The organism is Amycolatopsis sp. WAC 04169 (genome assembly GCF_003947535.1).
Classification (GTDB): Bacteria; Actinomycetota; Actinomycetes; order Mycobacteriales; family Pseudonocardiaceae; genus Amycolatopsis; species Amycolatopsis keratiniphila.
In genome coordinates, this window is the sequence record NZ_QHJI01000013.1 from 141,293 (window position 1) to 167,581 (window position 26,289).

Genomic DNA, 26,289 nt, shown 5'->3' on the forward strand with positions numbered 1-26,289 from the left:
ATTTGCGCTAGCGCTATCTGCACCATCATGATGCATTCATGGTGCAAAGTGCCGCATCACCCTGGCCGACGCTGTCCCCCGAGGCCCGTGACCTCTTCCGGCAAGGCGCGGAAATCGTGCTGCATCCGCGCGCCGAATGGATCGAGGAGCTGCACGAAGCCTCCCTCGGCGGGGACAGCATGCGCGCGGTCGCCGAGGACCCCGTGCTCACCGAGGGGACCAAACGCGCGAACCTGGCGAATCTGCTGCACTGGGCGGCAGCCAACGTGCAGCGTCCCGGCGAACGCGTCTCCGCCAACCTGAACCAGGAGGTGCTCGACGGCGCCCGCGACATGGTGCGCCGCGGCTTCGACTCCGGCGGCCTCGACGCCTACCGGCGGGCGCAGGGAGTGGCCTGGCGCCGGTGGATCGAGATCTGTTTCGACCTCACGTCGGATCCGGTGCTGCTCCGTGAACTGCTTGACGTCTCCTCGCTGTCCATCACCACGTTCATCGAGGACACCGTCTCCGCGGTGTCGGAACGGATGGCCGCCGAACGCACGGAGCTGACCCGCGGCGCCCACGCCGAACGGCGGGCGACGGTCACACTGCTGCTGGAAGGCGCGCCCATCAGCCGCTCGCGCGCCGAAGCCCAGCTCGGCTACCCGCTCGCCGGCCCGCATACGGCCGCGATCGTCTGGAGCGGCTCGGTCACCCCGTCGTCGCAGCAGCTCGAAACCGCCGCGGAAACGCTCATGCGGGCCAGCGGCGCTTCACACCGGCTGACCGTCGTCGCCAGCGCCGCCGCGTTGTGGGTCTGGCTGCCCGGCCGGACACCGCCGCGCACCGACCGGCTCGCCGAAGACCTCGCGCCGCACCCCGACGTCCGCGTCGCGCTCGGGCGGCCCGGCAGCGGGATCGACGGCTTCCGCCGCAGCCATCTGGACGCCGCCGCCACCCAGCGGATGCTCGCCCGGCTCACCTCGCCGCGGCAGATCGCGCGGTACCAGGACATCCAGCTGCTCGTGCTGCTCACCGGCGATCCGGCGCAGGCGGGCGAGTTCATCGCCGACACCCTCGGGGAACTCCGGCACGCCGACACCGAGACCCGGGAGACCGTGCGGACCTACGTGCACGAACTGGGCAACACGACGCGGACCGCGGAACGGCTCTACACCCACCGCAACACCGTCGTCCGGCGGCTGGCGCGGGCCGATGAACTGCTCCCCCGGCCGTTGGCGGAGAACGCGGTGGACGTGGCCGTCGCGCTGGAAACGTTGCGGTGGCTGGGAAGCGGCGCTTGACCCGTCAGGAGAACGGCAGGTCCAGGTTCCGGAGCATGGCGCGTTGTTCCGCGGTCAGCTCGCCCTCGACGGTGATGGTGAACGGCGGGGTTTCCTCGCGGGAGCGCAGAAAGCCGCCCCAAGCGATCCCCAGGTTCGCCAGCCCGGTCAGGGAACCGATGGACATGCAGATGACCTCGAAGGCGCCCATCTCCCCCGTGTCCCGCGACCCGGCGAGGCTGATCGTCGCGGACCGCGCCACGTCGACGTCGTCGCGAAGCCAGCTGTAGAACTCGGTCAGCGCTTGTTCGTCGCCGGCGGCGTTGATCGTCAGCTCCATGGGGCCTCCCTCGAACGTGCTATGCCTCCCAGTCGTGGCCCCGGCCCGGCGCGTAACACGTTCGGCGCACTCAACGCCTCGTCGTGATGCGGGTGAAACCTCTAGATTGGCGGCATGGTTTCCACCGCCGAGAAGGCCACGCGGCTGCAGGAGTTGCACGCCGCCCCCGAACTGCTGCTCGTCGTCAACGTCTGGGACGCGATCACCGCGAAGGTCGTCGCCGAAACCCCTGGCACCCAGGCGCTCGCCACGCCGAGCCACGGCATCGCCGCCGCCCGCGGCTACCCCGACGGCGAGGTGATCCCCCGCGACGAAATGATCTCCGAGGTCGCCCTGGTCGTCCGCGTGGCCGGCGATCTGCCGGTCACCGCCGACCTGGAAGCGGGCTACGGCGACCCGGGCGGCACGGTCGCCCGCGCGATCGAGGTCGGCGCGGTCGGCTGCAACCTCGAAGACCAGATGAAGCCGCTGGCCGAGTCCGTCAAGGCCGTCGAGGCCGCGGTCGCCGCCGCTCAGGCCGCCGGTGTCGACTTCGTGCTCAACGCCCGCACCGACGCCTTCCTCCGGGCGGGCGACCGCGACCCCGAAGAGGTGCTGGCCGACGCGATCACCCGTGGCCGCGCGTACCTGGACGCGGGCGCGTCGAACGTCTTCGTGCCCGGCAAGCTCGACGGGACCCAGGTCGGCAGGCTGGTCGAGGCGCTGGGCGAGCGCAAGGTGAACCTGATCGGCGTCCCGGGCTCGATCCCGCTGGCCACCGCGCAGAAGCTCGGTGTCTCCCGCGTGTCCTACGGGCCGTTCAGCCAGAACGTCGCGCTCACCGCGCTGGCGAAGCTCACCGAGGACGTCTACGCCGGCGGCGGCCTGCCCGCCGACATGCGCAAGCTGAACTGAGCGGGCCGGAGCCCGTCGAAGTAGGGTCCCTTCCATGGTGCGCGGTGTCGGCCGGACGGAAGGGACCCTGCTGGCCGGCGCGGTGCTCGCGGCACTCGTGGCGACCGGCGTCCAGGCGAAATCCCCCGGCACGTGGCTGCTGGAAGTCGCCTGGGTGCTGATCGGGCTGCCGCTGGTGGTGGCGCTGCGCAAACGCTTTCCCTTGACCCGCTTGCTCTGCTGGCTGCTGGTGCTGCACGCGTTCGTGCTGTGTTACGGCGGGCAGTACACCTACGCCGAGACCCCGGCCGGGGAGTGGTTTCAAGCCTGGATGGGCACCCAGCGGAACAACTACGACCGGTTCGCCCACTTCGTCCAGGGTTTCGTCCCCGCGATCGCCGTCCGCGAAGTGCTGCTGCGGCGGACGCCGCTGCGCCCCGGCGGCTGGGTCGCGTTCCTGACCGTCTGTGTCTGCCTGTCGATCGCCGTCGGCTTCGAACTGGTGGAGTGGTCCAGCGCACTCGTCGCCGGTTCGGGCGCGGACGACTTCCTCGGCACCCAAGGGGACATCTGGGACACCCAGTGGGACATGTTCCTCTGCCTGTGCGGCGCGGTGCTTTCTTTGCTGGTCTGGCGCGGAATTCACGACCGGCAGCTGGCCGGGCGATAGCCGGGCCCATGGCCTCCCGAGGCGGCAGATACGGTCGGCGTCATGAATTTGCGAGCCGCGGCGGTGCGGCGTAAACCGGTCGCCGACCTGATCACCGAGAGTGATCACGGCACGCTGAAGCGCTCCCTCGGTCTCGGTCAGCTGACCATGCTCAGCATCGGCGCGACGCTGGGCAGCGGGATCTTCGTCGTCCTCGGCGAGGCGGTGCCCGTGGCCGGCCCCGCGGTCGTGCTGTCGTTCGTGCTGGCCGGCGTCACCGCGCTGTTCTCGGCGCTCTCCTACGCCGAACTGGCCGGCATGATCCCGGTGTCCGGTTCGTCCTACTCCTACGCGTACGCCACGCTCGGCGAGCTGGTCGCCTGGGTCTGCGGCTGGTGCCTGGTGCTCGAGTACGGCGTCTCGGTGGCGTCGGTCGCCGTCGGCTGGGGGCAATACCTCAACGAGCTGCTGCGGCTGACGTTCGGTTTCGCCATCCCCGACGCGCTGAGCCAGCCGCCGGGATCGGGCGGGATCGTCAACGTCCCGGCCATCGTCGTCGTGCTGCTGGCCATGTTCCTGTTGCTGTCCGGGGCGAAGGAGAGCGCGCGGGCCAACGCGATCATGGTCGTGATCAAGGTCGGCACGCTGGTCCTGTTCTGCGCGATCGCGTTCTCGGCGGTGCGGGCGGCGAACTTCACCCCGTTCCTGCCGCTCGGCCTGGCCGGGCTGAGCGCCGGCGCCGCGAAACTCTTCTTCTCCTACATCGGTTTCGACGCGGCGTCCACGGCGGGCGAGGAGGCGAAGAACCCGCAGCGTGATCTGCCGCGGGCGATCCTGCTCTCGCTCGCCATCGTCACCGTGCTGTACTGCCTGGTCGCCGTGGCCGCGATCGGCGCGTTGCCGTGGCAGGAGTTCGACGGCCAGGAAGCCGCGCTCTCGCATGTGCTCGGCGTCGTGGCGGGCAACCCGGTGTGGGCCGGACTGCTCGCCGTCGGCGCGATCGTGGCGATCTCCAGTGTCGTGCTGACCGTCCTCTACGGACAGACGCGGATCCTGTTCTCGATGTCCCGCGACGGCCTGGTGCCCGCCTCGCTGTCCAAAGTGGACCCCAAAAGCGGCACGCCGCGGATCAACACCCTGGTGGTGTCCGGGTTCGTCGCGACGCTGGCCGCGTTCGTCCCGCTCGGGAAGCTGGCGGACGCCACCAGTATCGGCACGCTCTTCGCCTTCGGGCTGGTGAACGTCGCCGTGCTGCTGCTGCGAAAGCGGCAACCGGAGGCGCCGCGTTCGTTCCGGGTGCCGTTCTCCCCCGTCACGCCGATCCTCGGGGTGCTGTGCTGCGCCTACATGATGCTCAGCCTCGACGGCGCCACGTGGATCGTCTTCGCCGGCTGGATGGCGCTCGGGCTGCTGATCTACTTCGGTTACAGCATGCGCCGATCCCGGCTGGCCGCGGAATAGCCCGTTCGCCGCCATAATTCCTAGCCTGTCCAGCCGCAGTACGGGCCGGATCATTGAAGTGACGGTGATCGGTAGGGGACACTTCCGTCCGACCACGGAAAACCCTACCGTGAACCGAGGAATTCATGCGCCGAAATCGCATTACCGTGCTGACCGCGTGCCTCGTCCTGTCCCTCTCCCCATTCGCCGTCCCCGCCGCCGCGCAAGAGACGACGGCTCCCTTCTGTTATGAAGAACCCGTACAACCGAAAGCCGATGTAAGTGACATAAAGGCCGGTTTCCAGTCCACGAAGTGGCTTCAGACGATCCAGGCCGTGTACCAGCGGCGCTGGCCCAGCGGTGAGGCCCTCGCGATCGCCCAGGCCAAGGACAAGTACTTCAGCCAGTTCGTGAACAAGACCAGCTTCAACGCGCTCGCCGAATCCCTGATGGTGGCGATCCACGAAGAGACCCACATGTGGGATCTGGATCCGTCGAGAACCTCGTGGGACGTCTACGTCTCCGCCTGGATCGACGCTTCCCGCAAGGCGATGAAGGTCCCGATCCACGGCGGATTCCCCCGCCGCGAAATACTCCCGCTGATCACGGACGATCTCACGCGGTCGATGGACGACATCTACCTGCGCGACCAGCAGCAGGGGTCGTACCGGATGCAAGGTGTCATCGCGGAACTCAACGCGGGTCTCATGGGATTGCCCGCGGCGACCGTCGTCGCCGAGTACATCCAAGGGGTGGGCGCGAGCAATTCCCGCGACATCGCGGCCACGAACCTGCGCTACCTCCAGCTGTACCTGCGCGTCGCCAAGACGAAGCATCCCGATTATTGGGCCAAGATCAAGGCACAGCCCGAATTGCGTCAATTCGTGCTCATCGAGTTCCTTCGGACGGCCTACTGGCTGGATCAATCCGCACCCCACGCCGCCAAACTCGGCAGCGCGGACGTGGCCAAGATCGTCGCCAAGAACTACGCACCGGAGAACATCGCGATCATCGAGGAGTTCACCGGCGCCAAGGTGAACACGGGCACGGCCAGGAACTGCACGGTCTGACCCCGGGCACGGCTCGCCGGTGACGGGGCCCGTCACCGGCGAGCCGCCGGCGTCACGGCACGAACACCGGCTGGTCCAGCGCCCACAGCCAGGAACCATCCGGCTGACGGCGGGCGACCTCGACGGTCATCTCACCGGTGGTCAGCGTGGACGCCGTGAGCGCGAGGTCCCCGCTCACCAGCGCCGGGTGCTGCCTGCCCGGCAGGAGTTCCGGCGCGGCCGCGACGAACTCCTCGTACACCTTGCGGATCTCCGCGTGCCCCGTCGCGACGTTGCCCGGCGGGAACGCCAGCACCGCGTCCGGTTCGTACAACGCCACCAGCCCGTCGACATCGCCCGCGTTGCCTCGTTCGATGAAGAACCTGCCCAGATCGTTCGGCTCAGTGGCCACAGTCCTGCTTGTCATGGGGATGAGCTTCGCAGCGAATACACGACATCCTGTGTCGTGTATTCCGCTAGAGTTTTCCCATGCGCGCCGACCGGCTGGTCTCACTGGTGTTGCTGTTGCGGCACCGGGGCAGGCTGTCCGCGACCACGCTCGCGCGCGAGCTGGAGGTCTCGACCCGCACCGTGCTGCGCGACATCGAAGCGTTGTCCGCGGCGGGTGTCCCGGTGTACGCCGAACGCGGCAGGAACGGCGGTTTCGCGCTGCTGCCGGGTTTCCAGACCGAGCTCACCGGTCTGAACCACGACGAGGCGCTCGCGCTGCTGATCGCGGGATCGCGGCGTGGCGCGCAGACGTTCGGCCTCGGTTCCGCGCTCGCCTCGGCCATGCTCAAGGTGATCGACGCGCTGCCGGAAGGGCAGCGGGACACCGCGGCGGGCGCGGCCCGGCGGCTGCTCATCGACCCGGAGACCGATCTCCTCTCGCGCCGCGTGGTCGCCGAAGAGGTGCCCGACGCCATCGTCGCCGAGGTCCGGCGCGCGGTGTTCGCCGGGCACAAGCTGCGCATCCACTACGCGGCCTCGGGTCAGGCGGCGCGGTGGCGCACGGTGGACCCCATCGGCCTGGTCACCGTCCGGGATCAGGGTTATCTGCTGGCCACGAGATCCGGCGAGGACCGGACTTACCGCTTGTCCCGGCTTCGGGCCGCCGAGGAACTCCCCGAGCCCGCGGAACGACCGGAACGCGTCGATCTGGACCGGACCTGGCAGGAACGCAGCACGCGGTTCCGCTCCGGCGGGGATCAGGTCGCGGTCGAGGTGCGGGTGGATCCGGCTCGGCGCGACCAGCTGGTGAGCACCGCGCTGGCCGTCCTCGCGGAGGAGACCGAGGAGGACGGCAGGCTGAGGCTGGAGGTGACCTTCCAGGACGCGCGGCACGCCGAATGGGCGCTGTGGCAGCTCGCCGCGGACGCCGAAGCCCTTGGCCCGCCTTGGTTACGCGATTCCTTGCGGGACAGGGCGGCGGCGATCACGACCCGGTACCCCGTGAGACAAAAGTCAAGTTGAGCCCGCAGGTCGGGGCGGGATAATCCGATCATGACGAACGCCGCCCCGGGCCGGGCAGCCACGAGTTTCCGTGTGCTGCTGAAGGGTTACCGCGTCCGCGCCGAACTCACGCAGGAGGAGCTCGCCGAGGGGTCCGGGGTGAGCGTCCGCGCCATCAGCGACATGGAGCGGGGGATCGCCAAAAGCCCGCAGCGCCGGACGATCGAAGCGCTCGCCGCGCCGCTGTCCTTGACCGACGAGGAGCTGACCGGCCTGCAGAAGGCCGCGAGGCAGGGCCGTGCCCCCGCGCCCGAAATCCACAAGACGTACCTGATCGGCGTTCTCCCGGCGGACGTCGACGACCTCACCGGACGAGAGAGGGATCTCGACGCGTTGCGCGCCCTTTCCGCGGATCTGTGCGACGGCAGGCGCCGGTCGGGACGGGTCGCGATCCTGAGCGGGCCACCCGGGACCGGCAAGACCACCCTCGCGGTCCGCGTGGCGCACAACCTCGCCGAAGAATTCCCCGACGGGACACTTTTCCTCAAGCTGCGCGGAATGTCCGCCGAACCGGCGAACCCGGCGGACCTGCTGCACCTGATCTTGCGCTCGCTGGGCGTCGACGCCGTCCGCATCCCCGCCGACCCCGAGGACCGGGCGGGCCTGTGCCGGTCGCTCCTGCGAGATCGAGCGACCCTGATCGTCCTGGACGACGCGGCTGACGAAGCCCAGGTCCGTCCGCTGCTGGTCGGCGGACCGCGTTGCCTCACCTTGATCACCAGCCGCCAGATGCTGGTGGGGCTGGAATGCGCGAGCAGGCTCCCGCTCGACGTGTTCGGCGAACACGACGCGATCGCCCTGCTGTCGGCCATCATCGGAGCGGGCCGCGTCGCGCGCGAACGGCAGGCGGCGCTCGAACTGGTCGAGCTGTGCGGAAGATTGCCGCTGGCGCTGCGGATCGCGGGCAACCGGCTGGCGAGCCGTCCGACGTGGCCGCTGTCGCGGCTGGTGGACCAATTGCGCGGTCGACGGCTGACCACCCTGACCGCCGGCGATCTCTGCGTGCGCAGCGTGTTCGAACTGTCGTACCGCCAGCTCAGCCCGAACGCCGCCGCGGTGTTCCGGCGGCTGTCGCTCGTCCCGGCGGCGGACTTCTCGGTGGGCGCCGCGATGGCCCTCGTCGAAGCCACTGACGAGGATGACGCCGCCGTCTTCCTGGAGGAACTGGCCGACGCGAGCCTGCTGCAGACGTCACAGGAGAACGGGCGGTACCAGTTCCACGACCTCCTGCGGGTCTTCGCGACCGAACGGCTCGCGCTGGAGGAATCCCCCGAAGTCGTCGCCGCGGCGGAGAAGCGGCTGGCCGACTGGCTGGTGCGCACCGCGACGGCGGCGGGCCGCTACTTCCACCCGAGCGACGGGGCGAGCCCGCTCCCGGTCGCGACGCCGTCGTTCGGCGACCACACCGGCGCGGGCAGATGGCTCGAAGTCGAGCTGAAGAATTGGCTCGCCGCGGTCAAAAGCGTCGCCGCGCGCGGTGCGCACCGGCCGGTCCTCGACCTGGCAGAGTCGATGCACTGGTATTCGGAGATCGGCGGGACCGCGAGCGTCTGGTACGACGTGTTCGAACTCGCCGTGGACTCGGCCATCGCGCTCGGCAGCAAACGGGACGAGGCGGTGCACCGGAACTATCTGTCCTGGGTGCAGGCTTCGCTGCGCGACCGGGCGGAAGAGTCGATCCGGATGGCCCGGCTGGCGTGGGACGCCGCGGTGGAGGCGGGCGACCCGCGCGAACAGGGCTGGGCACGGGTGTACCTGACGAGCGCCCATGCCCGCGACACCGGCAGCACGACGTCGCCGGAGCTTTTCGACGAGGCCGTGCGGCTGTTCGAGGAGGCCGGCTACCCGCTCGGAGTCCATGTGGCGCGGACGATGCGAGCCTCCTATTGGTTTCGGTCCGGTCGGTTCGCCGACGCCGCCGAGGAATTCGAGGTCTGTGTCCGCTACTTCGCGCAGGAGCACGGCGGCACGCGGACCCCGGTGGACGACACGAACTACGCGTACGTGCTGCTGCGTTCGGCACAGAACCTGGCCGCCCTCGACGCGCCGGACCGGGCGCTCACCCAATGCGAAACGGCGCTCGGCCTGTTCCGGCGGCACGGAGCGACCATGGGCCAGGCCCGCGCGCTGCAGGAGACCGGGCGGCTCCTGCGCCGCCAGGGCGACCACGCGAACGCGCACCGCCGCTTGTCCGAAGCCGAGGAACTCTACGAACGCATCGGGCTGACCCAGGCTCAGATCGACACGCTCGGCGAACGAGCGGCGCTGGCCGACGAGATGGGCGATCCGGGGTCGGCCCGCACGGACCGGGAACGCGCTCGTGGTCTCGGTGATCGGCTCGGCGGGCTCCCGTGACCGTGGCACGCCGAGGCCGGATGGGGATCGGGGGGCAGCGGCCGATCGGCCGGTATCCCGCCGGCCTCGGCGTGCGTGTGACGTCGGGGACGACGTCGGTTCGGAGACCGATGGGCGTGTCCGGGCCCCTCGGCTCCGTGTCGCCGCTGAGCGGCTGGCATCAACGTAGGCCGGTGGGCGGGGCGGGACCAGGCAGGTTTCCTGGCAGAACTGGGCGTGGGGGTTTCTGCCGGTTTCGGGGTTATGCGGACGGGGTCAGCTCCGGTAAACCCTCGACTGCTGCAGGTCCGCGGTGTTGGGGTGGATGACTTCTCGTAGGCCGCCGGCTGCCGAGCGGTCGGATGACCTGAAATGAGGGTGGCTTTGAGGCGTGCTGGACTGTGTGGGTTTTGGGACGTCAGATGTCCCGAAATCCACACGGTCCCCTAGCGCCGGGCATGCCGAGGGGCCCGTCGCCTGGGTGGCTGGCGGGCTCCTCGGGGCCTAGACGTGATGCAGGGTGTTACGGCGGGGTTGTCGGAGCGGATCCCGGTATTGGGGTGGGATGAACTCCGGTAACCCATCGGCCGCCATCCGTACTTCCCAGTCGCCGTGGTGAATCAACCGGTGGTGGAAGCCGCAGAGCAACACGAGATTCCGAAGATCTGTCGGCCCGCCGTCTGCCCAGTGGTGAATGTGGTGGGCGTGGCAGTTCTTGGGTTTCCGATGGCAGCCCGGGAACGCGCAGCCACCGTCGCGGATGTTCAACGCCCGGCGTTGGCCGGGTGTGACGAACCGTCTCAGGCGTCCCATATCCAGTGGTTCGCCCGAGGTGCCCATCACGACCGGCAACATGAGGCAGTCGCAGGCGGCGAGCCGGGCCTCGCGGGCGGTCATCGTCCCCACGAAATCCAGGCACGCTGTTCCGAGACCGGACTTCAACTCCTCGAGTCCGACGGTGACGTGCACCAAGGTCCGGTAGCCACTGGTTCCCGGCTGATCGGGGCAGGCGATGGCCAGGTCGAGGAGTTCGGCCCAGGCGTCTCCCATGCGCTCGCACTTCATCCGCAGATCCGCCTGCCCGAACTCGTCCACCGGCCGCGGCTGGGCATGCGCCTCCAGGGCAGCCGCGGTCCGGGCGCCGGTCTCGTCGTCCAGGAGGCCGGTGAGTTTCCAGAAGCCGTCCCTGCGGCGTTCCAGGGTGATCTCCCGGCGTGGTTCCTTGGGTTCAGGGTCTTTGGGTTCGTTGCCGTCGGGGTCGAGCCAGCCCAGCAGTTTCGCCTCGGCCTCGACGAGCTGGCGGGGACCGGCGTTCGGGGCAAGCTCGGCCAGGATCTTCTCTGCACTCGCCCGGTCCTCGGCAGAGGTGTCGGCGGGGAGGTTCTTCAAGATCTCCAGGATCTGATCGATCCGCTCATCCCCGACCAACCCCTGAGCAGCGACCGCCGCAGTCGCCGGAGCGACAGGCGGAACCTCCGTGCCATCCAAAGCCCGGGTGGGATTCAGGGCAAGAGCCCGCTTCACCACCGCGCCCGCCTCGCCGCGCGACAAACCCGCCATCTCCGCGAACCAGCTCGCCGTACTGCCATGCCCATACAAGTCCTTGACGCCCCGAGACTCGATCTCCGCCAGAAACCGCGACAACGCCGCGGTCGCCATCCGAATCACCTGCAACGACTGCTGCACGCCATGGGCAAGCTCCAGCTTGCCAGCGCGCCACAACTCCTGCGGCAGTTCGGGGAGGAAGGTCTCGGACACCCCTCAATAATACCGCAAATCTGTCGAACACGTGTTCGTAATTTTAAGCAACAAGCGAACCGCACGAACAACACCGAAGGGTGAATCGGCCCCGAAGCCCATTCACCCTCGGCGAAATTCCGCAGAACCGACTCAACTCCCATGCCGCCCAGGAGCCGCACTACCGCTGTACTCCCCAAGCTCCGCAACCAACTCCGCCACATCCGGCACGTCCCGGAACCGCCGCCGATGCACATCCGCGATCTTCGCGCCGCTTTCCGGATCCGGATCGTCGGTGACGTCGTACGACACGAACCGGTCGATCAACGGCAACCCGGCCCTGTCCATCGCAAGATGCGCCGGGTGATTCATGTACTGCTCATACCCCTCGATGTCTTCGAGGACGGTGACGGCGCCGTAGTCGAATTCACCACCGAAATCGGGTCCGACGACGCGTGCTTTGATCGTGGGAATCGCGTTGATGTGCTCGCCCATCTGCGCGAGACCCGCTGCTTTCTCCTCTTCGGTGACTCCGGGCTTGAGCGTGAACCGGATGCAGTGATAGATCATCGGCCGGCCTCGAAAGCCGCGGCGTAATCGCGGGCGAAATCGGTGACGTCTCGCGCGGGGTTTCCGGTCAGATCGGCGACGGACGTGTGCACCTCGGCGGCTTCGCCTCGGGCGTAGTGGGCGTAGTCCTCGATGAGACCGTCGACCTGCCACGGCGGGAGCAAACCGTTCAGCGCGGCGGCGAACTGATCGGCGGACGTGTCGTGGAAGACGATGCTCCGTCCCATGACCATCGACAGTGCGTCGGCGATCTCGGTGTGGGTCACGGCGCGGGGGCCGGTCAGCGTGTAGGTCCGGCCGGTGTGTCCCGCATCGGTCAGTACGACCGCGGCGGCGGCCGCGATGTCCCTCGTGTCGATCGCGCTGACGGCGGCGTCGCCGATGGGCGCGGCGATGAAGCCTTGCGCGATGGTGCGCGAGAAGCCGAGCAGCGCCTGCAGGTACAGGTTGGGGCGCAGCACGGTGTGATCGATCCCGAGTTTCCGGACGTATTCCTCGACTTCCGCGTGCCAGCGCAGGAATCGCACCGGCGAGTCCGCGTTCGCCGCGTACTGAGAGAGCACCACGAGCTGCTTCACGCCGGCGTCCCGGGCCAGGTCGGCGAACCGGATCTGGTGTGCGGCGGCGTCGGCCGCGGAGGGGCTGTTGAGGAAGGCCGCGTCGACGCCTTCCAGCGCCGCCGCAACGGATTCCGGGTCACGCAGGTCGGCGACGACGGTCTCGGCGCCGGGCACGGAGCGCCCAGGGTCCCGGGTCATGGCGCGGACGGCAACTCCGCGGGCCAGCAGGGCGGGGATCAATGCGGATCCGACGGTTCCGGTCGCGCCGGTCACCAGCACGGTGTCCATTGTGGAGTTTCCTTTCATGGTGGAGGTCAACGTTTCGCAGAGACGAGCGATACCGCGAGGGCGATGACGACGAAGGCGGCTTCGCCGAGGAATGCGGTCGTGAACGAGATCTCGCCGTGTGTTCCGGCGGCGCCGATGGCGATTCCGGCGAGCGCGGCGAGACCGACCGCGCCGCCCAGTTGCTGCGCGGCGTTGACCAGTCCGCTGAGCAGACCCGCTTCGCCGTCCGCGCTGTCGCGGACCGCCATCGCGGTGGCGTTGACGGCGCCCAGCCCGAGCCCGGTGCCGATCAGCAGGAACGCGCCCAGCAAACTCGCCGAGAAGCCGCTGGTCGTCGGGTCCCAGGCCAGCCACAGGAAACCGGCGAGCAGGACGACCAGGGCGGTCGGCAGTGCGCGGCCGGGCCCGACGCGTTTCGCCAGCATCGGCGCGAGGACACTGCCGACGATGATCATGACGGCGAGCGGGAGCTGGGTCATCCCGGTCGCCAGCGGGCTCATCCCGAGCACGTCCTGCTGGTACTGGGGCAGGAAGAAGAACAGGCTCGTCAAGGTGCCGCCGATCAGCACCATCACCAGATTCGCGGTGACCACCGGTTTCCGGCGGAACACCCCGAGCGGGACCAGGGGCCGCGCGGAACGCCGCTCGACGACCACGAACGCCGCCAGCGAAACCAGACCCGCGGCGAGTCCGATGATCGTGCCGGGCGCGGCCCAGCCCGCGTCCGAGGCGGAGACCATGCCCAGCGCGAGCCCGGAGATCCCGACGGTGATCGTGACGGCGCCCAGCGCGTCGAACCGGCCCGGCCGTCCGGGCACCGGCGCCACCGCCCGCCACACGACGAGCGCGCCGACGACGCCGAACGGCACCGGTGCCACGAACACCGCCTGCCAGCCGAGCAGTCCGGTCAGTGTTCCGCCGAGGAAGACCCCGGCTAGGCTGCCCGCCCCCGCGACCGCGCCCCAGATCCCCATCGCCCTGGTGCGTTCCGCGGGCGACGGGTAGAGGCCGAGCACGAGCGAGAGCGCGGCGGGCATCAGGACCGCGGCCCCGATCCCCTGCCCGATCCGCCCGGCGATCAGCATCCCACCGCCGGTGGCCAGCGCGCAGAAGGCCGTCGCCGCGAGATAGGCCGCCATTCCGGCCAGGAACACCTTCCTGGCCCCGAGCACGTCGGCGAGGCGGCCGCCGAGCAGCAGCAGACCGGCGAAGGTCACCAGATAGCTGTCCACGACCACGGTGAGCTGGGCGGCGGTGAGCCCCAGGCCCTGCCGGATCCTGGATCCGGCCAGGTTGACCATCGCGGCATCGAGGATGACCAGGAACATGGCGCTCGCCAGGCCTGCCATCGCGACCCCGCGCGAGATCCGTCTCGTCTCTCGTACTGTCATGCCGCAACGATCGCGCGGGCCCGCCTTCGCTCGCGTCGGCGACAATCACCTAGTTCGTCTCGCTAGGGTTCGGACCATGCCCACGACGTCCTCCCGCCCGCTCGTCGGCAGGCGCGACGAGATCGATCGCCTCCTCGCCCTGGTCCGCGCGGCGGCCCGGGGCGAGGGCGGGGTGCTCGTCCTGCGCGGTGAGCCGGGGATCGGCAAGAGCGCGCTGCTGGACCACGTCGGGGAGGCGACCGCGGGGGAATTCCAGCTCATCCGCGCCTCCGGGTCGGAATTCGAGGGCGAACTGCCGTTCGCGGCGCTGCACCAGCTGTGCGTTCCGGCGCTGGCGCACCTCGACACGCTGTCGGGTCCGTACCGCGAGTCCCTCCTCGTCGCCTTCGGGCTGGCCGACGGCGCGCCGGACCCGTTCCGGGTCGGCCTCGCCGCGCTCGAACTGCTGTCGACCGCCGCCGGGACGCGTCCGCTGCTGTGCCTGGTCGACGACGCGCATTGGCTCGACACCGCCTCGGCGAGGGCGTTGACGTTCCTGGCGAGGCGGATCGCGGCCGAGCCGATCGCGATGGTGTTCGCCGCCCGCGACCGGGATCCGGTCCGCGGGCTGGACGAACTGCCCGGGCTCACGATCGGCGGCCTGAGCGACGCGCACGCGCGTGCCGTGCTGGCCGGCGAGAAGACCGTGACGCTGGACGAGCGGGTGCGTGACCGCCTGCTCGCCGAGGCACGCGGTAACCCGCTCGCCCTGATCGAACTGCCGAAGGCGGGTGGCTTCGCGCTGCCGGAGCCGTCGCCGGTCGCGAGCCGGATCGAGCGCAGTTTCCTCGCCAGGATGGCGGAACTGCCCGTGGACGCGCGACGGCTGCTGATCCTCGCGAGCGCCGATCCCACCGGCGACCCCGGACTGCTCTGGGCGGCCGCGCGGCGGCTGGACATCACAGTGCCCGCCGCGAGCGCAGCCGCCGAGGCGTCCGGGCTGATCCGGTTCGACACGCGGGCGCGCTTCTGCCATCCGCTGGCGCGGTCCGCCGCGTACCGCGCGGCCGCGCCGGAGCAGCGCCATGCCGCGCATCGGGCGCTGGCCGAGGTCACCGACCCGGAAACCGCCGGGGACCGGCGGGCCTGGCACCGTGCGCAGGCCACCACCGGGCCGGACGAGGAGGTCGCGGCGGAGCTGGAGTTGTCGGCGTCGCGGGCGCAGGCGCGCGGTGGCGTGGCGGCCGCCGCCGCGTTCCTCGAACGGGCGGCGGCGCTTTCGCTCGACCCCGCGAAGCAGACCGAGCGCACCCTCGCGGCCGCGCGGACGACGCTCGAAGCGGGCGGGACGGACGCGGCGGCGGATCTGCTGGCCAGCGTCGACACGGAGACACTGGATGTGCCGCAGCACGCTTCCGTCGAACTGCTGCGCGGGCGGATCGCCTTCGTCCAAGGCGCGGAGGGAGCCGTGCGGGGGCCTGAGCTCATTTTGCGGGCGGCCCAGCGGCTCGCCCCCGTCGATCCGGAGCGATCGCGTGAGTTCTTCGTCGCGGCGCTGGAAATGGGGCTCGTCGTCGGCAGGGCCGCAGGAGTGCTGGACCGTGTCCTCGACGCGGCGCGCTCGGCGCCTCCGGGGCCGCCGGACCTCCTCGACGCGCTCGTGCGGCTGACCACCGAAGGACACCACGCCGGCGTGCCCGCGCTTCGCCGGGCTCTCACCGGCGACGACGACGGCTGGACCAGGACGCCGGCCCTGGCCACCGTGCTCGCGGGCGAACTGTGGGACATCGAACTGCACGCGACGATCGTCGACTGGCTCGTGCGGACCGGGCACGACACCGGATCGCCGATGACCATCCGGCTCGGCCTGTCCCAGGTGGCGCTGCACGCGGTGCTCACCGGGAACTTCGGCCGGGCGATGGCCGCGATCGCGGAGGAGGAGGCGATCGCGGACGCCGTCGGCGACGCGCCGCAGCTCTACCCGCGAGTGCATCTGGCGGCCATGCGCGGCCGCCGCGAGGAAGTGCTCGACCTGTTCGCCCAGGCGACGACGCGGGGCAACGGCCAGCTGACCGCGAACGCCCACTGGGCGACCGCGGTGCTGTACAACGGTCTCGCCGACTATCCGGCCGCGCTGGACGCGGCGACCCGTGCCGTCGCGAGTGGAGATCTCTTCCTCACCGGCATCGCGCTGCCCGAGCTCGTGGAAGCCGCGGTGCGGTGCGGCGAGCCCGCCGTCGCCCGGTCGGCGCTGGATTCCTTGACCGAGCGCACGGAGCCCGCCGGAACCGCCTTCGCCCGCGGAACCGCGGCGGCCGCACGGGCGTTGGTCAGCGACACGGAGGCCGACCACCGGGAAGCGTTGGGGCATCTGGAAAACGGCCCGCTCGCGGTGCATCTGGCGCGGGCGCATCTGCGGTACGGCGAGTGGCTGCGCCGCGAGGGACGCCGTCGTGAGGCACGCGAACACCTGCGCACCGCGCACGAACGGCTGTCGGACATCGGGCTGGAGGCGTTCACCCGGCGGGCCGCCGACGAGCTGCGCGCGACCGGGGAGGTCGCGCGCAGCCGCACCGGACGTTCCTACGACCACCTGACCATGCAGGAGACGCATATCGCGCGCCAGGTCGCCGCGGGCGCGACCTCGAAGGAGGTGGCCACGCGCCTGTTCCTCAGCCCCCGCACGGTCGACGCCCACCTGCGCAACATCTTCCGCAAGCTCGGCATCACCTCGCGCAGGCAGCTGAGGGGCATGCCCGACCTTCTCGACGCCGGGGTCACTTCTTGACCGGGTAGGCCGGCGGCGCCCCGTTTTCGCCCACTCCGATCCCGGCGTACTCGCTCACGAGCGCCGACGACGAGCTTGCCGCCGACCGCCGCGGTCCGGTCCCGAGCGCTATGAACGGTCCGTTCCTTGCAAATTTTGCAAGGAACGGACCGTTCATAGCGCTTGAAGGAGCCGGAGAGAGCCGCGTCAGCCTCCAAGGCCCCAGTCGCCACACGCCCCATCCTTTGCGTAGAAGTGTCACTATTCGCGGGTCAAGGCGTCACCTGATCGAGTGGCAGCTCGGTCAGACCGGGATGTCGCCCGCTGTCCCCCATTGGGTGGTGAACAGGTTCAGGCCGTACCAGGTCCCGTTCGACGGGCGCCACACCACGAAGTCCGCCCGCGGGTCGCCGCCGAAGTCGCCTCCCATGGGCACGTCACCCGCCACACCCCATTGCTGGGTCGCGATACCGAGCACGTACCAGACGCCGTTACCCGGCCGCCAAACGGCGAAATCGGACCGGCCGTCCGCGTTGAAATCACCCGCCACCGGAATGTCGCCCGAGACGCCCCATTGCTGGGTCGCGATTCCCCGTACGTACCAGACGCCGTCACTCGGCCGCCAAACGGTGAAGTCGGCGCGTCCGTCCGCGTTGAAATCCCCCGCGACCGGAACGTCACCGGCCACGCCCCATTGCACGGTGGCGATACCCAGCACGTACCAGGTCCCATTACTCGGCCGCCAGACGGCGAAATCGGAGCGGCCGTCACCATTGAAATCGCCGGTCAGCGGAACGTCGCCGGCCACACCCCACTGCTGGGTCACCACCGCGCCGTTGCTGCTCTGGATGATGTACCAAATACCGTTGCCCGGCCGCCAAACGGCGAAGTCGGCGCGGTGGTCACCGTCGTAGTCGGCGGCGACCGGAACATCGCCCGAGACGCCCCACTGCTGCGACACCACGCTGCCGTTGCTGCTGCGGATCACATACCAGACACCGTTGCCAGGGCGCCAAACCGCCTTGTCGGCGAACCCGTCGCCGTCGAAGTCCGCGGCGGTCTTCTGCGACGAGGGCGAGGCGGCGATACGGAAATCGCCTTCGTCCGCCGCCGCCCCGGGCGCCACGAGCAGACCGGCGAGCAGACCGGCCAACGCCGTCCCCAGCCGAATGGATCTTCGCATTTTGCTCGAACCTCTTTCCGTTCGGTGGATGCACTCTTCCCAGTTCGCGCTTTTTGACCGAAGATACGCACCGGGACCGTTCCACCCTGACACCGACGGGATGGCCTTGTCAGCAAGGTTTCCGTCCAGTGGACCGCGCGAGGGGATTTCAATGGAGACCAAGAGAAGACCGAGAAGCGTCCTCGAAGGTGCTTTCACCCTATTGGATGCCTTGGTACGGCATCAAGGTGAAGCGGGATTGACCCAGCTGGCGAATTCGTGCTCGATACCGAAAGCGACGGCACATCGATTACTCGAGCAATTGACCGCACTGGAGGTTGTCCAGCGCAGCGAAAGCCGCTATCGCGTCGGCGCGCAGGCATTCCGGCTCGGCCAATCGTGGCAACCCTATCCGCGCCTGCTGGAGCTGGCCCGCGGCGAGCTCCGGCGCCTGACCGCGGCCACGCGAGCCAGTTCGGTGCTCGCCGTGCCCTGCGACGGGCACATCCTGATCGCCGCCGCCAGCCTCGCCCGGCCGGAGGATCACCGCCTTTTCCGCCCAGGATCCACCGTGCCGCAACGCATCGGCCGCTTCTGCCCCGTATGGCAGGCGGAACACGAACTCGTCGCCGTCGAAGCGGCCATCACGTTGCCGACCGGCCGGGCGGTCGGTTCGATCGCGGCCGTGCTCGCGCCGCCGCAGCCACTCGCCGCGTTGTCCGACACCGTCGCCCGCGCCGCCCGCACCCTCGGCGCGGCGCTGGTGCGCAAGGCCGACCCCGTGTCGCCGATGTCCCTTTGAGTGCCTGCCCATGACAACCTTCGCCGCCCCGCGAACGTCTTGCACCTCAGGAAGAACCACTAGACGACCTGGGGAACGCATGAAGAGATTTTCCGCCATCCTGACCGCGATACTGGTGATGCTCGCCTTGACACCTGCCACGCCCGCCGGCGCGACGACCCGCTTCGGCCGGGAGCTCGAAGCCCGCATCGCGCGCGCCCAGGCCTATGCCGACAGCAGGCCCGGTGACACCGGGATCGTCCTGCGGGACCGCTGGACCGGCGCCGTCTACCGGAGCGCGGACGCCGGGACCCTCATCTGGGCCTGCTCCACGCCGAAGCTGGCCATGGTCGTCGACCTGTTGCTGCGCAACGACTCCGGCGCCGTCCAGCTGACCGCGGAGGACCGGGAGCTGATGCGCCGCATGCTCGACTCCAGCGACGACGCCGCCGCCCACACCCTGTGGACCCGCTACGGCGGAGAGGCCGAGTTCGCGAAGCGCTTCCCGTCCTACGGGATGACCGACATGCGGTTCACCGACCAGCACCCGCATCACTGGGGCTGGATCCTGACCACCGCGAACGACCTGGACCGGCTCGTCAACTACGTCCTGACGAAGCTGCCCCGCCATCACCGCGACTACATCGTCCACGAGATGCGCACCGTCGACGCCAACCAGCAGTGGGGCGTCTGGGGCGCCGGGCCCGCCGCCCGCCCCGGCAACAAGAACGGCTGGTCCGACGACAACGACGACGGCTCCTGGATCATGAACTCGGTCGGCTTCGTCGGGCCGCACGAGCGGTACACCCTCGCGCTGATGAACAACACCAAGGTCATCCAGAACGGCTACGAAACCGGCCAGGAGACCACCACCAAGATCAGCGAGATCCTGTTCAAGGGCTATTTCAAGGGCTGACCGCGGCGCGCACGAAACCCGCGATGCGCGGCGTGACGACGGCGGTGCCGTCGTCGATCATGCCGCGCATTCCCGCGAGCACCCGCTCGTCCGGCGAGCCGTGCACCTGGAAGTCCACCACCGTGCAATGCGCCGACACGGCGTTGATCTGATCCTCGGAAATCCGCCAGTGCTCGAGGACCGCGGCCGAGTCCGCGTACATCTGGTAGCTGTAGGCCAGCATCCGGTCGGCGTCCACGAAGGTCTGCACCATCACCTGCGGCGCGTTGCGCTCGACGAAGTCGATGGCTTCGCGGACCGCGGCGGTGAACTCCTCCAGGTGGCCGTCGGTGATCCGCATGGTGTTCCGGAACAGGAGCATTTCGTCCGCTTCGAGTGTCATGCCTCCATCCTTGAACCTGGACCCGACTGGAGGTCAACCACCTTGACTCGTGTCAGCATCCTGACATACTCTCGCCTATGTCAGGATGCTGACACGACGAAAAGGAGCATGCCCTTGCCCGCCACCGGCCCGGACTTCATCTCGCTGCAAGCGCGCGACCTCGACGCTTCGCAGGCGTTCTACGAGCAGTACCTCGGCCTCGTCCGCTCACCGGCCGGACCTCCGCATGCCGTCGTCTTCGAGACGAAGCCGATCGCTTTCGCGCTCCGCGAGGTCATTCCCGGCACCGACCTCGACTCCGTCCCACAGCCCGGCATCGGCGCCGCGATCTGGCTGCACGCCACGGACGTCCAGGCCATTCACGACTCCCTCGTCGCCGACGGGCACACCATCGTCTCCGCGCCGATCGACGGCCCCTTCGGGCGGACTTTCACCTTCGCCGATCCCGACGGTTACCGGATCACCCTCCACGACCGCGCCTAAGACGCCACCCAATCGCGGAACGCGGTGACGAACTCCTCGGGCGCGTCGGATTCCACGTAGGTGCCGGCGCCTTCGACGATCACGGTCGTGTGGTCGGGGAAGGTGGCTTCCAGTCGTTCACGTTCCTGGGGGCGGAAAGCGATGTCCTTGTCGCCCCACACAATCAGCGTCGGGAAGTGGGCGATACCCGGAAGCCCGGCCTCGATCTCGGCGAAGAAGGCGCGGCTGGCGAGGACCCGGTGCGGGAACATGGCGGAGGCCCGGCGTCGCTCGGGGTTGTCCATGGGCCGCCGGTAATGGGTCATTTCGAGTGCCGTCGGCTTGCGTCGCCGATGCCCCAAGGGGACGAACACGTTGACGACGAAGTTCAGCCGCCTGGCCAGAAAACGGCCGGGCGGGCCGCCGAAGATCCGGGAAAAGTACTCGAAGTGGAAGACGCCGTTGACCGGCCATGCCCAGGTGTCTGCGAGCATCAGCCGGGTGAAGACGTCCGGCCGCCGCTGCACGGTGGCCAGGCCGATCAGACCGCCCCAATCCTGGCCGACCAGAGTGACGTCCTCCAGGCCGAGCGCGTCGACGAAGGCGGTGACCACGTCGGCGTGTTCCTCGGGCCAGTAGCGGTATCCGGGCTTCGGTGTCGACAGACCGAAGCCCGGGTAGTCGAGGGCGACGCACCGGAAGTCTTTACGCAGCGCGCGGATCACGTCGCGCCAGAGGAACGACCAGGTCGGGTTGCCGTGCAGGAACAGAAGCGTGGGGCCTGATCCCTCGTCGACGTAATGCACGGTGTTCCCGTCGATGTCGACGAAACGGCTCTCGAACGGGAACAAGTCGTCGTCGACCCAGGAGGGCCTCACGTTCGCGGTGACATCCGACATGGCGACCCCTCTCCGGTAGACTTGAGCTTGCCACGCGCACTTGAGAAAAACAAGTTGAGGGATTCCATGCGGAGCTACGGCCAGTACTGCGGGCTCGCCCGTTCCCTCGAAGTCGTGGGCGATCGGTGGAATCTGCTCATCGTCCGGCAGCTCCTCATCGGTCCCGCCCGCTACCGGGGGCTGCTCGACGGCCTGCCCGGCATCGCAACCAACCTGCTCGCCGACCGGCTCCGTGATCTGGAGACCTGGGGCGTGGTCGAGCGGCGGCTGGCCGGCTCGGGCAGCGTGGTCGAGTACGCCCTCACGCCATGGGGCGCCGAACTTCGCGAGCCGATCGAGAGCCTGATCCGCTGGTCCACCCCGCTGATGACCCGAGGGCCCGGCGACGACTCGTTCCGGCCGGAGTGGCTCGCACTCGCCGTCCCCGCCTTGCTCGGCGCCCGGGTGAAGGTCCGCTCCGCGATGACGATCGGCCTCGAGATCGGCGGCCCGCCCTACCAGCTCCGCGCGACACGCTCCGGCTTCGAGGTAGATCCGCACGACGGCCGCGAACTCGACGCCACCGTTCGCGCCGTCCCCGCCTGCGTCCTCGGCCTCGCCGCCGGTGCCCTCACCCTCGAAGACGCCCGCGCGCTCGGGCTCGTCGAGATCGACGGGGACGAGTCCGTCGTCCGCACCGTCTTCGCCGCCTGAGCGGGCGGCGACCAGTCTCAAGAGAGTCTGCTGCGAACGTCGTCGAGTTCCCTGCTGGTAACGCCGGCTGTGCGCAAGTACTGCTCGACATCGAAGCCTTCGAGGGTCGCCATGACGGCCTCTTCGACCGTGGTGCCCCGGTCCGCGAGGACAGCCTGGATCAGCGGCTCTTGGTCGGCAGTTCCCATCGCGGCGAAGAGGGCCCTAAGGGCTTCGGCGGACAGGGCGTAGTCCGCGGCGATCGCCTGGGGTTCGACATCGGCCAGCGCAAGCAACAGAAGCGCGATCACCCCGGTTCGGTCTCGGCCGGCGCCACAGTGGAACAGAATCCCGCCGGGATCGGCATTGGCCATCGCCTTGATGACGGCTGCACAACGCTCGGCCTTCCGCTGGAGGAAGACGGGATAGTAGAGCGGCGTGCCGTTGAGCCGCTCACGGTTGACGTGCTGCCAGAACTCGATGTCGTCGATGTCGTCGAGCGGGACTTCGAGCCGGTCGACGCCGGTCGGTATGGCAGGGCCTTTTGGGGCGGCAGCGAATTGTGCCGAGCCCGCCTGTGCCGTCAACGGAGTTTCAGCAGGCCGGATCTCGTCCGCGTTGCGGAGGTCGATAACCGTGCGGACGCCGGACTCACGCGCTTGGGCCCAGCCTGTCTCGGTGACGAAACGAAGGTCCGCCGCCCTGAAGAAGGCTCCATAGCCGGTCGTGTCGCCGGACGTGGTGGGCAGTCCGCCGAGGTCCCTGGTGTTGAAGAAGCCTTCCCAGGTCACTGCCCTGCTCGTGCTCATCGTTCGGATGCTCCGTCCTCACTGGAGTCGTCGGCCAGCAGTGCGGTCGCGGCGGTGTAGGCCTGTTCGTCTTCGGAGAAGGTGTGCCATCCGCCGAAATAAGCGAGCCGCCGTTCGCTGTCGACTACGGCCTGTGCCAGCTCGCGCACTCGATCGTCGGTCGCTTCGAGGTCAGCGAGGTGGCGCAGCGCGGCGATTCGGACAGGCAGGCAGTCGCCGTGCGCGAGCGGGTAGGCCAAGTCGGTCAGGATGGTCACAGGCTCGGTCGGATCGCCGGTGATCCGTGCCAAGGCGTAGGCGGCTTCGGTGCGAGTCCAGTCGTCGGCGGAACAGCTCAGGGAACGAAGCTCGTCCACGCACGATGCGGCTTGTGGACCGAGGTCGGCCAGCAGCGCGATCGTCGTGTGCCAGAGACCGGGCCTGGCTACGAGGTCTGTCAAGACGGCGACGGCCGTTTCGGGATCGGCGCCGGTGCGCCACAACGCCCATGCCACGGCCGGTTCGCTCGCGTGGCGACGCAACGCGTCCACCGCGCCGACACCGGCGGGCCCCATGGCACCGATCGCTTTCGCGGCCGCGGGCCGGACCTGCTCGTCGTCAAGGAATCGGATGACGACAGGTAAGGCGGCGGCCGCGCTCGGCCCCCATGCCGCGATCACCTGGCACAGGTTCAGCGCGAGTATGGAGTCACGGCGGGCTTTGGCCAGCCGGCCGATGACGGCGTCCAGAAGGGCATCGACGTGTCCACGCAAGGGGATCAGTACCTCGCCGATCGACGGCTGATCCAATATCGGATTGGTCCTGTCGTAGTAGGAGCCCGCAGGGCTGAACCCGAGGCTGCTACGGCACAGCCGTTTCACCAGTCCCGGCACACAGCCTGGATGATGCTGCCTCGCCAATGCCCACACCGCGGCATCGCCCACGGTCGTCGCAGTACGAGGGGCACGCGCCGCGTGGTCGAAGGTGCGGGCGATCAACTGCTCGGCGTACGGCGCTCCCCTTTCGCCCACGCAGGCGAGCAGGGCAGCCGCCCGGTAACGCGCTTCGGGTGATTCGTCGTCTAGGTGCGCGGCCAGCAGGGGAAGCAACTCTTCGGTGGTGGTGCGCCACAGGGATAGCACCTGTTGAACATGCCTGAGCGCGGCGACTCGCTTCGCCGCGTCGCCGGAACGAGCGACGCCGAGTGCGAACGCGGTGGCCGCGCCCGGGTCGCCGAGCAGCAAACTCCCGGTCTTGTGGACGAGAGCCTCCGGGCCGTGGCCGACCCATTCGGAATCCTGGTACTGCGCGGTATCAGCGTTCAACACCCCGGAGATGAGCAGGCCGACCTTGTCCGTCGCGACAGCGGGATCGGACACGGCCAAGGCGTGCACGGCGGCCAGTCCGGTCAGTGGGTCGTCATCGGTCACCAGCGCGTGCAGGCACTCGCCTGATTCCTCGTCCTGCGACCAGGCGAACACCACGCCCAACGCGCCCACGAGATCGATCCGGATCGTGCGATCGGTCTCCACCGTCCACCGGCGACGCAGCATCACGATCGACTCCGGATGACGGATACCGTCAGCGACGAGCGAGATCGCCGCCCGCCGAACGGCCGGATCCGCGTCGTCCAGCAACGCAAGCAGTCGTGGTCTCACCCTGTCCAGCGCAGGCCGCCAACCAGCGTCGACGAACCGCTCGGAAACCTCGACCGCCTCACCCGCCAGCCAGCTGATCAGCTCAACCACCTCGTGCCGCCCGTGGACGGCCGGATCACCGGCGAGATCGGCCAGACCGGGCAGCGCGGCCGACGCCGCCGAGCACACCCATCCGCCCTGATGGAAAAGCTTGTTCGACAGGTCGAAAAGCGAGTTCGACGCCGTCTTCACATTCGGGCTCGCACAGCCGCGAAGCAACGCCGGGACATCCGCCGCGTTGCCGTAATTGTGCTCGAGCCGCGACCAGTCCACATCGTCCACCGTGTCCCCCATACCGCGACCCTAGACAAAAAGCCGCGATGGCGTCAGGCCCGGTTGCGCCAGACCTGGTTGCGCGCCGCGAGGCTGCACGGCCATTGGATGAGCTGGACCCCGCTACGGGTGGAGCCACCAGGGATGTCCAGGCACTTACCGGACCGTATGTTCTGGATGTAGTGGTAGTGCCAGCCGTTCTCGGAACGGATGTGGCGGAACTGCCACAACTGGCTGCCGCCGGAATCGGATTGGCAATCCCAGAGGTGGAGTTCGGCCCCGGCCGCGCTGCTCTTGCCGGGTACGTCAAGGCACTTGGAGTTCCCGCTTCCGACCTGGAGCCAGAAGGTGTTCTCCCGGTTGAAGTCCTGGGAGAAATGCCAGAGCTGGTTGGTGTCCCCATGGCAGGGCCACTGGATCGCCGGCGCGCCGTTGGGGGTGACCTTGGCCCCGTTGCCGTGTGCGTCGAGACACTGGCCGTTCAGCGCGCTGACAATGGGCGACTCGATCGCCGCCGAGGCCGGCTGGGTGGTCAGCAGGGCGGCGACCAGCGCTGCCGAGCAGAGAGTGGCCATTACACGGAGGTTGGTCACGTCTTTTCGGGCCTTCCGGTGGGTGACTGGGTCGGTTTCCGGCCATTGTGAAACCCGCAGCACCTATTTTGATTTCCGGAGTCGCTAAGAGCGATAGTTCCCAAGAGAATCAGTCATTCGGGTGTCCTCTGTCGTCTCACGACGACGGCGCCGATACCAGGCGACCACGGCCTCCATCACCCAACCGAACTATTCACCATCACAGGCCGGTTCCACTGATTCACGATCCAGATGAAGGGTCGGAAGACAGCCAGGTCGTTGCTCCAGCACAACGACTGCTCGGCATCCGATCTCGTCCAGAAGCTGTCCACGAAGTACTCCCAATCCGCCGTGACGCTGTACGGCTCGTCCTGCGGCGCGGGGCGCTGAAGCCGCGACGGTTGACGGCCCGCGCAGCGCCCGGTCAGGACAACGTCGATCACTGGACGGTCGTCAAAGTCGGCCCTGGGGGTCCGGACACGAAGAAGGCCCAGGTCGATGACCTGGGCCTTGTGCTCCCCCGCTTGGACTCGAACCAAGAACCCTCCGGTTAACAGCCGAATGCTCTGCCAGTTGAGCTACAGGGGATTGTGCTCCGCACCAGCCGGATCGCTCCGACCGATGAGAGAACTTTAGCCCATGCCCTCCGGCGGCCGTGCACCCACCCCCCACTTTCGACATCACCTCGTCAAGCTCGCGTTTTGAGGGACAATGACAGCCGGAGCAAGATCGAACGGGAGGCGTGGACTCGGATGAAGATGTTCCTGCTGGGTGCGGCCGCGGGCTACGTACTGGGCGCGAAGGCCGGCCGCGGGCGGTACGAGCAGATCGTGCGGACCTACCGCAAGGTCGCCGACCACCCCATGGTGCAGGGCGCCGCCGGGGTCGCTCGCGCCAAGGTCGGCGAGCGGTTCGGGCGGCCTCAGCGCTGACC

Annotated in this window: 26 protein-coding genes and 1 tRNA gene; 13 read left to right on the plus strand and 14 right to left on the minus strand. The window is 68.9% G+C overall.

From position 1 onward, the window contains the following. Window positions 1-38 precede the first annotated feature (38 nt). Window positions 39-1,283, plus strand: coding sequence for a CdaR family transcriptional regulator (locus DMC61_RS33940; RefSeq protein WP_125694480.1), 1,245 nt, complete (start codon window positions 39-41; stop codon window positions 1,281-1,283). A gap of 4 nt (window positions 1,284-1,287) precedes the next feature. Here the strand turns inward: DMC61_RS33940 and DMC61_RS33945 are convergent, their stop codons facing one another. Beyond that, the gene (locus DMC61_RS33945; RefSeq protein ID WP_125694482.1) at window positions 1,288-1,602 is read right to left on the minus strand and encodes a hypothetical protein; all 315 of its coding nucleotides are present in this window, start codon (window positions 1,600-1,602) and stop codon (window positions 1,288-1,290) included. Window positions 1,603-1,716: 114 nt separating this feature from the next. Here DMC61_RS33945 and DMC61_RS33950 point away from each other — a divergent pair, with 114 nt between their 5' ends. The 4 genes from DMC61_RS33950 (at window position 1,717) to DMC61_RS33965 (ending at window position 5,634) form a co-directional block, all read left to right on the plus strand. Further along, window positions 1,717-2,496 (plus strand): isocitrate lyase/phosphoenolpyruvate mutase family protein, encoded by a 780-nt coding sequence (locus DMC61_RS33950; protein WP_125694484.1) that lies wholly within the window; start codon window positions 1,717-1,719, stop codon window positions 2,494-2,496. A 34-nt stretch (window positions 2,497-2,530) separates the two neighbouring features. Continuing rightward, on the plus strand, window positions 2,531-3,145 hold the full coding sequence (locus DMC61_RS33955; RefSeq protein WP_125694486.1) for a DUF2238 domain-containing protein: 615 nt from the start codon (window positions 2,531-2,533) through the stop codon (window positions 3,143-3,145). A gap of 42 nt (window positions 3,146-3,187) precedes the next feature. Further along, window positions 3,188-4,585, plus strand: a complete 1,398-nt coding sequence (locus DMC61_RS33960; protein WP_125694488.1) for an amino acid permease — start codon at window positions 3,188-3,190, stop codon at window positions 4,583-4,585. A gap of 314 nt (window positions 4,586-4,899) precedes the next feature. After that, a complete protein-coding gene (locus DMC61_RS33965; RefSeq protein WP_125694490.1) occupies window positions 4,900-5,634 on the plus strand; it encodes a hypothetical protein in 735 nt (244 codons plus the stop codon). Window positions 5,635-5,686: 52 nt separating this feature from the next. On the opposite strand, the gene DMC61_RS33970 is transcribed toward DMC61_RS33965, so the two are convergent. Further along, entirely contained in the window at window positions 5,687-6,025 is a 339-nt protein-coding gene (locus DMC61_RS33970; protein ID WP_016332516.1) for a nuclear transport factor 2 family protein, read from the minus strand. A 77-nt stretch (window positions 6,026-6,102) separates the two neighbouring features. Between DMC61_RS33970 and DMC61_RS33975 the strand changes: the two genes are divergently transcribed. Together DMC61_RS33975 and DMC61_RS33980 are read left to right on the plus strand one after the other, a co-directional pair. After that, window positions 6,103-7,086: a YafY family protein gene (locus tag DMC61_RS33975; protein WP_125694493.1), complete on the plus strand. Its 984-nt coding sequence runs from the start codon at window positions 6,103-6,105 to the stop codon at window positions 7,084-7,086. Window positions 7,087-7,116: 30 nt separating this feature from the next. Then, a complete protein-coding gene (locus tag DMC61_RS33980; protein WP_125694494.1) occupies window positions 7,117-9,480 on the plus strand; it encodes an NB-ARC domain-containing protein in 2,364 nt (787 codons plus the stop codon). A gap of 483 nt (window positions 9,481-9,963) precedes the next feature. Here the strand turns inward: DMC61_RS33980 and DMC61_RS33985 are convergent, their stop codons facing one another. The 4 genes from DMC61_RS33985 to DMC61_RS34000 all read right to left on the minus strand — a co-directional run bounded on the left by DMC61_RS33985 (window position 9,964) and on the right by DMC61_RS34000 (window position 14,005). Then, entirely contained in the window at window positions 9,964-11,217 is a 1,254-nt protein-coding gene (locus DMC61_RS33985) for an HNH endonuclease signature motif containing protein (protein ID WP_125694496.1), read from the minus strand. A gap of 132 nt (window positions 11,218-11,349) precedes the next feature. Next, the gene (locus DMC61_RS33990) at window positions 11,350-11,766 is read right to left on the minus strand and encodes a Dabb family protein (protein WP_125694498.1); all 417 of its coding nucleotides are present in this window, start codon (window positions 11,764-11,766) and stop codon (window positions 11,350-11,352) included. Then, on the minus strand, window positions 11,763-12,614 hold the full coding sequence (locus tag DMC61_RS33995) for an SDR family oxidoreductase (protein WP_125694500.1): 852 nt from the start codon (window positions 12,612-12,614) through the stop codon (window positions 11,763-11,765). Before DMC61_RS33995 ends, DMC61_RS33990 begins: the two co-directional genes overlap by 4 nt. Before the next feature lie 26 nt (window positions 12,615-12,640). Then, on the minus strand, window positions 12,641-14,005 hold the full coding sequence (locus DMC61_RS34000) for an MFS transporter (protein WP_199750163.1): 1,365 nt from the start codon (window positions 14,003-14,005) through the stop codon (window positions 12,641-12,643). 76 nt (window positions 14,006-14,081) lie between these two features. On the opposite strand from DMC61_RS34000, the gene DMC61_RS34005 reads away from it, so the two are divergent. Then, the gene (locus tag DMC61_RS34005) at window positions 14,082-16,772 is read left to right on the plus strand and encodes an AAA family ATPase (RefSeq protein WP_125694502.1); all 2,691 of its coding nucleotides are present in this window, start codon (window positions 14,082-14,084) and stop codon (window positions 16,770-16,772) included. 283 nt (window positions 16,773-17,055) lie between these two features. Here the strand turns inward: DMC61_RS34005 and DMC61_RS34010 are convergent, their stop codons facing one another. Continuing rightward, window positions 17,056-17,934: a VCBS repeat-containing protein gene (locus tag DMC61_RS34010; RefSeq protein ID WP_125694504.1), complete on the minus strand. Its 879-nt coding sequence runs from the start codon at window positions 17,932-17,934 to the stop codon at window positions 17,056-17,058. A gap of 151 nt (window positions 17,935-18,085) precedes the next feature. Here DMC61_RS34010 and DMC61_RS34015 point away from each other — a divergent pair, with 151 nt between their 5' ends. Continuing rightward, on the plus strand, window positions 18,086-18,715 hold the full coding sequence (locus DMC61_RS34015) for a helix-turn-helix domain-containing protein (RefSeq protein WP_125694506.1): 630 nt from the start codon (window positions 18,086-18,088) through the stop codon (window positions 18,713-18,715). Window positions 18,716-18,794: 79 nt separating this feature from the next. Then, the gene (locus DMC61_RS34020; protein WP_125694508.1) at window positions 18,795-19,610 is read left to right on the plus strand and encodes a serine hydrolase; all 816 of its coding nucleotides are present in this window, start codon (window positions 18,795-18,797) and stop codon (window positions 19,608-19,610) included. On the opposite strand, the gene DMC61_RS34025 is transcribed toward DMC61_RS34020, so the two are convergent. Further along, the gene (locus DMC61_RS34025) at window positions 19,600-19,992 is read right to left on the minus strand and encodes a hypothetical protein (RefSeq protein WP_125694510.1); all 393 of its coding nucleotides are present in this window, start codon (window positions 19,990-19,992) and stop codon (window positions 19,600-19,602) included. The two genes, DMC61_RS34020 and DMC61_RS34025, sit on opposite strands and share 11 nt — an antisense overlap. A gap of 114 nt (window positions 19,993-20,106) precedes the next feature. Between DMC61_RS34025 and DMC61_RS34030 the strand changes: the two genes are divergently transcribed. After that, entirely contained in the window at window positions 20,107-20,475 is a 369-nt protein-coding gene (locus DMC61_RS34030) for a VOC family protein (protein WP_125694512.1), read from the plus strand. Here the strand turns inward: DMC61_RS34030 and DMC61_RS34035 are convergent. Then, entirely contained in the window at window positions 20,472-21,353 is an 882-nt protein-coding gene (locus tag DMC61_RS34035; protein WP_125694514.1) for an alpha/beta fold hydrolase, read from the minus strand. The two genes, DMC61_RS34030 and DMC61_RS34035, sit on opposite strands and share 4 nt — an antisense overlap. A gap of 66 nt (window positions 21,354-21,419) precedes the next feature. On the opposite strand from DMC61_RS34035, the gene DMC61_RS34040 reads away from it, so the two are divergent. Further along, window positions 21,420-22,046, plus strand: a complete 627-nt coding sequence (locus DMC61_RS34040) for a helix-turn-helix domain-containing protein (RefSeq protein WP_125694516.1) — start codon at window positions 21,420-21,422, stop codon at window positions 22,044-22,046. A 17-nt stretch (window positions 22,047-22,063) separates the two neighbouring features. Here the strand turns inward: DMC61_RS34040 and DMC61_RS34045 are convergent, their stop codons facing one another. From DMC61_RS34045 to DMC61_RS34065, 5 genes are all read right to left on the minus strand, one after another. Beyond that, entirely contained in the window at window positions 22,064-22,834 is a 771-nt protein-coding gene (locus tag DMC61_RS34045; RefSeq protein WP_125694518.1) for a tyrosine-protein phosphatase, read from the minus strand. Continuing rightward, window positions 22,831-24,804: a HEAT repeat domain-containing protein gene (locus tag DMC61_RS34050; protein WP_125694520.1), complete on the minus strand. Its 1,974-nt coding sequence runs from the start codon at window positions 24,802-24,804 to the stop codon at window positions 22,831-22,833. Before DMC61_RS34050 ends, DMC61_RS34045 begins: the two co-directional genes overlap by 4 nt. 32 nt (window positions 24,805-24,836) lie before the next feature. After that, window positions 24,837-25,358, minus strand: a complete 522-nt coding sequence (locus DMC61_RS34055; RefSeq protein ID WP_125694522.1) for an RICIN domain-containing protein — start codon at window positions 25,356-25,358, stop codon at window positions 24,837-24,839. Between the two features lie 194 nt (window positions 25,359-25,552). After that, window positions 25,553-25,798, minus strand: a complete 246-nt coding sequence (locus tag DMC61_RS34060; protein WP_125694524.1) for a hypothetical protein — start codon at window positions 25,796-25,798, stop codon at window positions 25,553-25,555. A 72-nt stretch (window positions 25,799-25,870) separates the two neighbouring features. After that, a tRNA-Asn gene (locus tag DMC61_RS34065) sits at window positions 25,871-25,943 on the minus strand. Between the two features lie 113 nt (window positions 25,944-26,056). On the opposite strand from DMC61_RS34065, the gene DMC61_RS34070 reads away from it, so the two are divergent. Then, the gene (locus tag DMC61_RS34070) at window positions 26,057-26,287 is read left to right on the plus strand and encodes a hypothetical protein (protein ID WP_228688334.1); all 231 of its coding nucleotides are present in this window, start codon (window positions 26,057-26,059) and stop codon (window positions 26,285-26,287) included. Window positions 26,288-26,289: the final 2 nt, after the last annotated feature.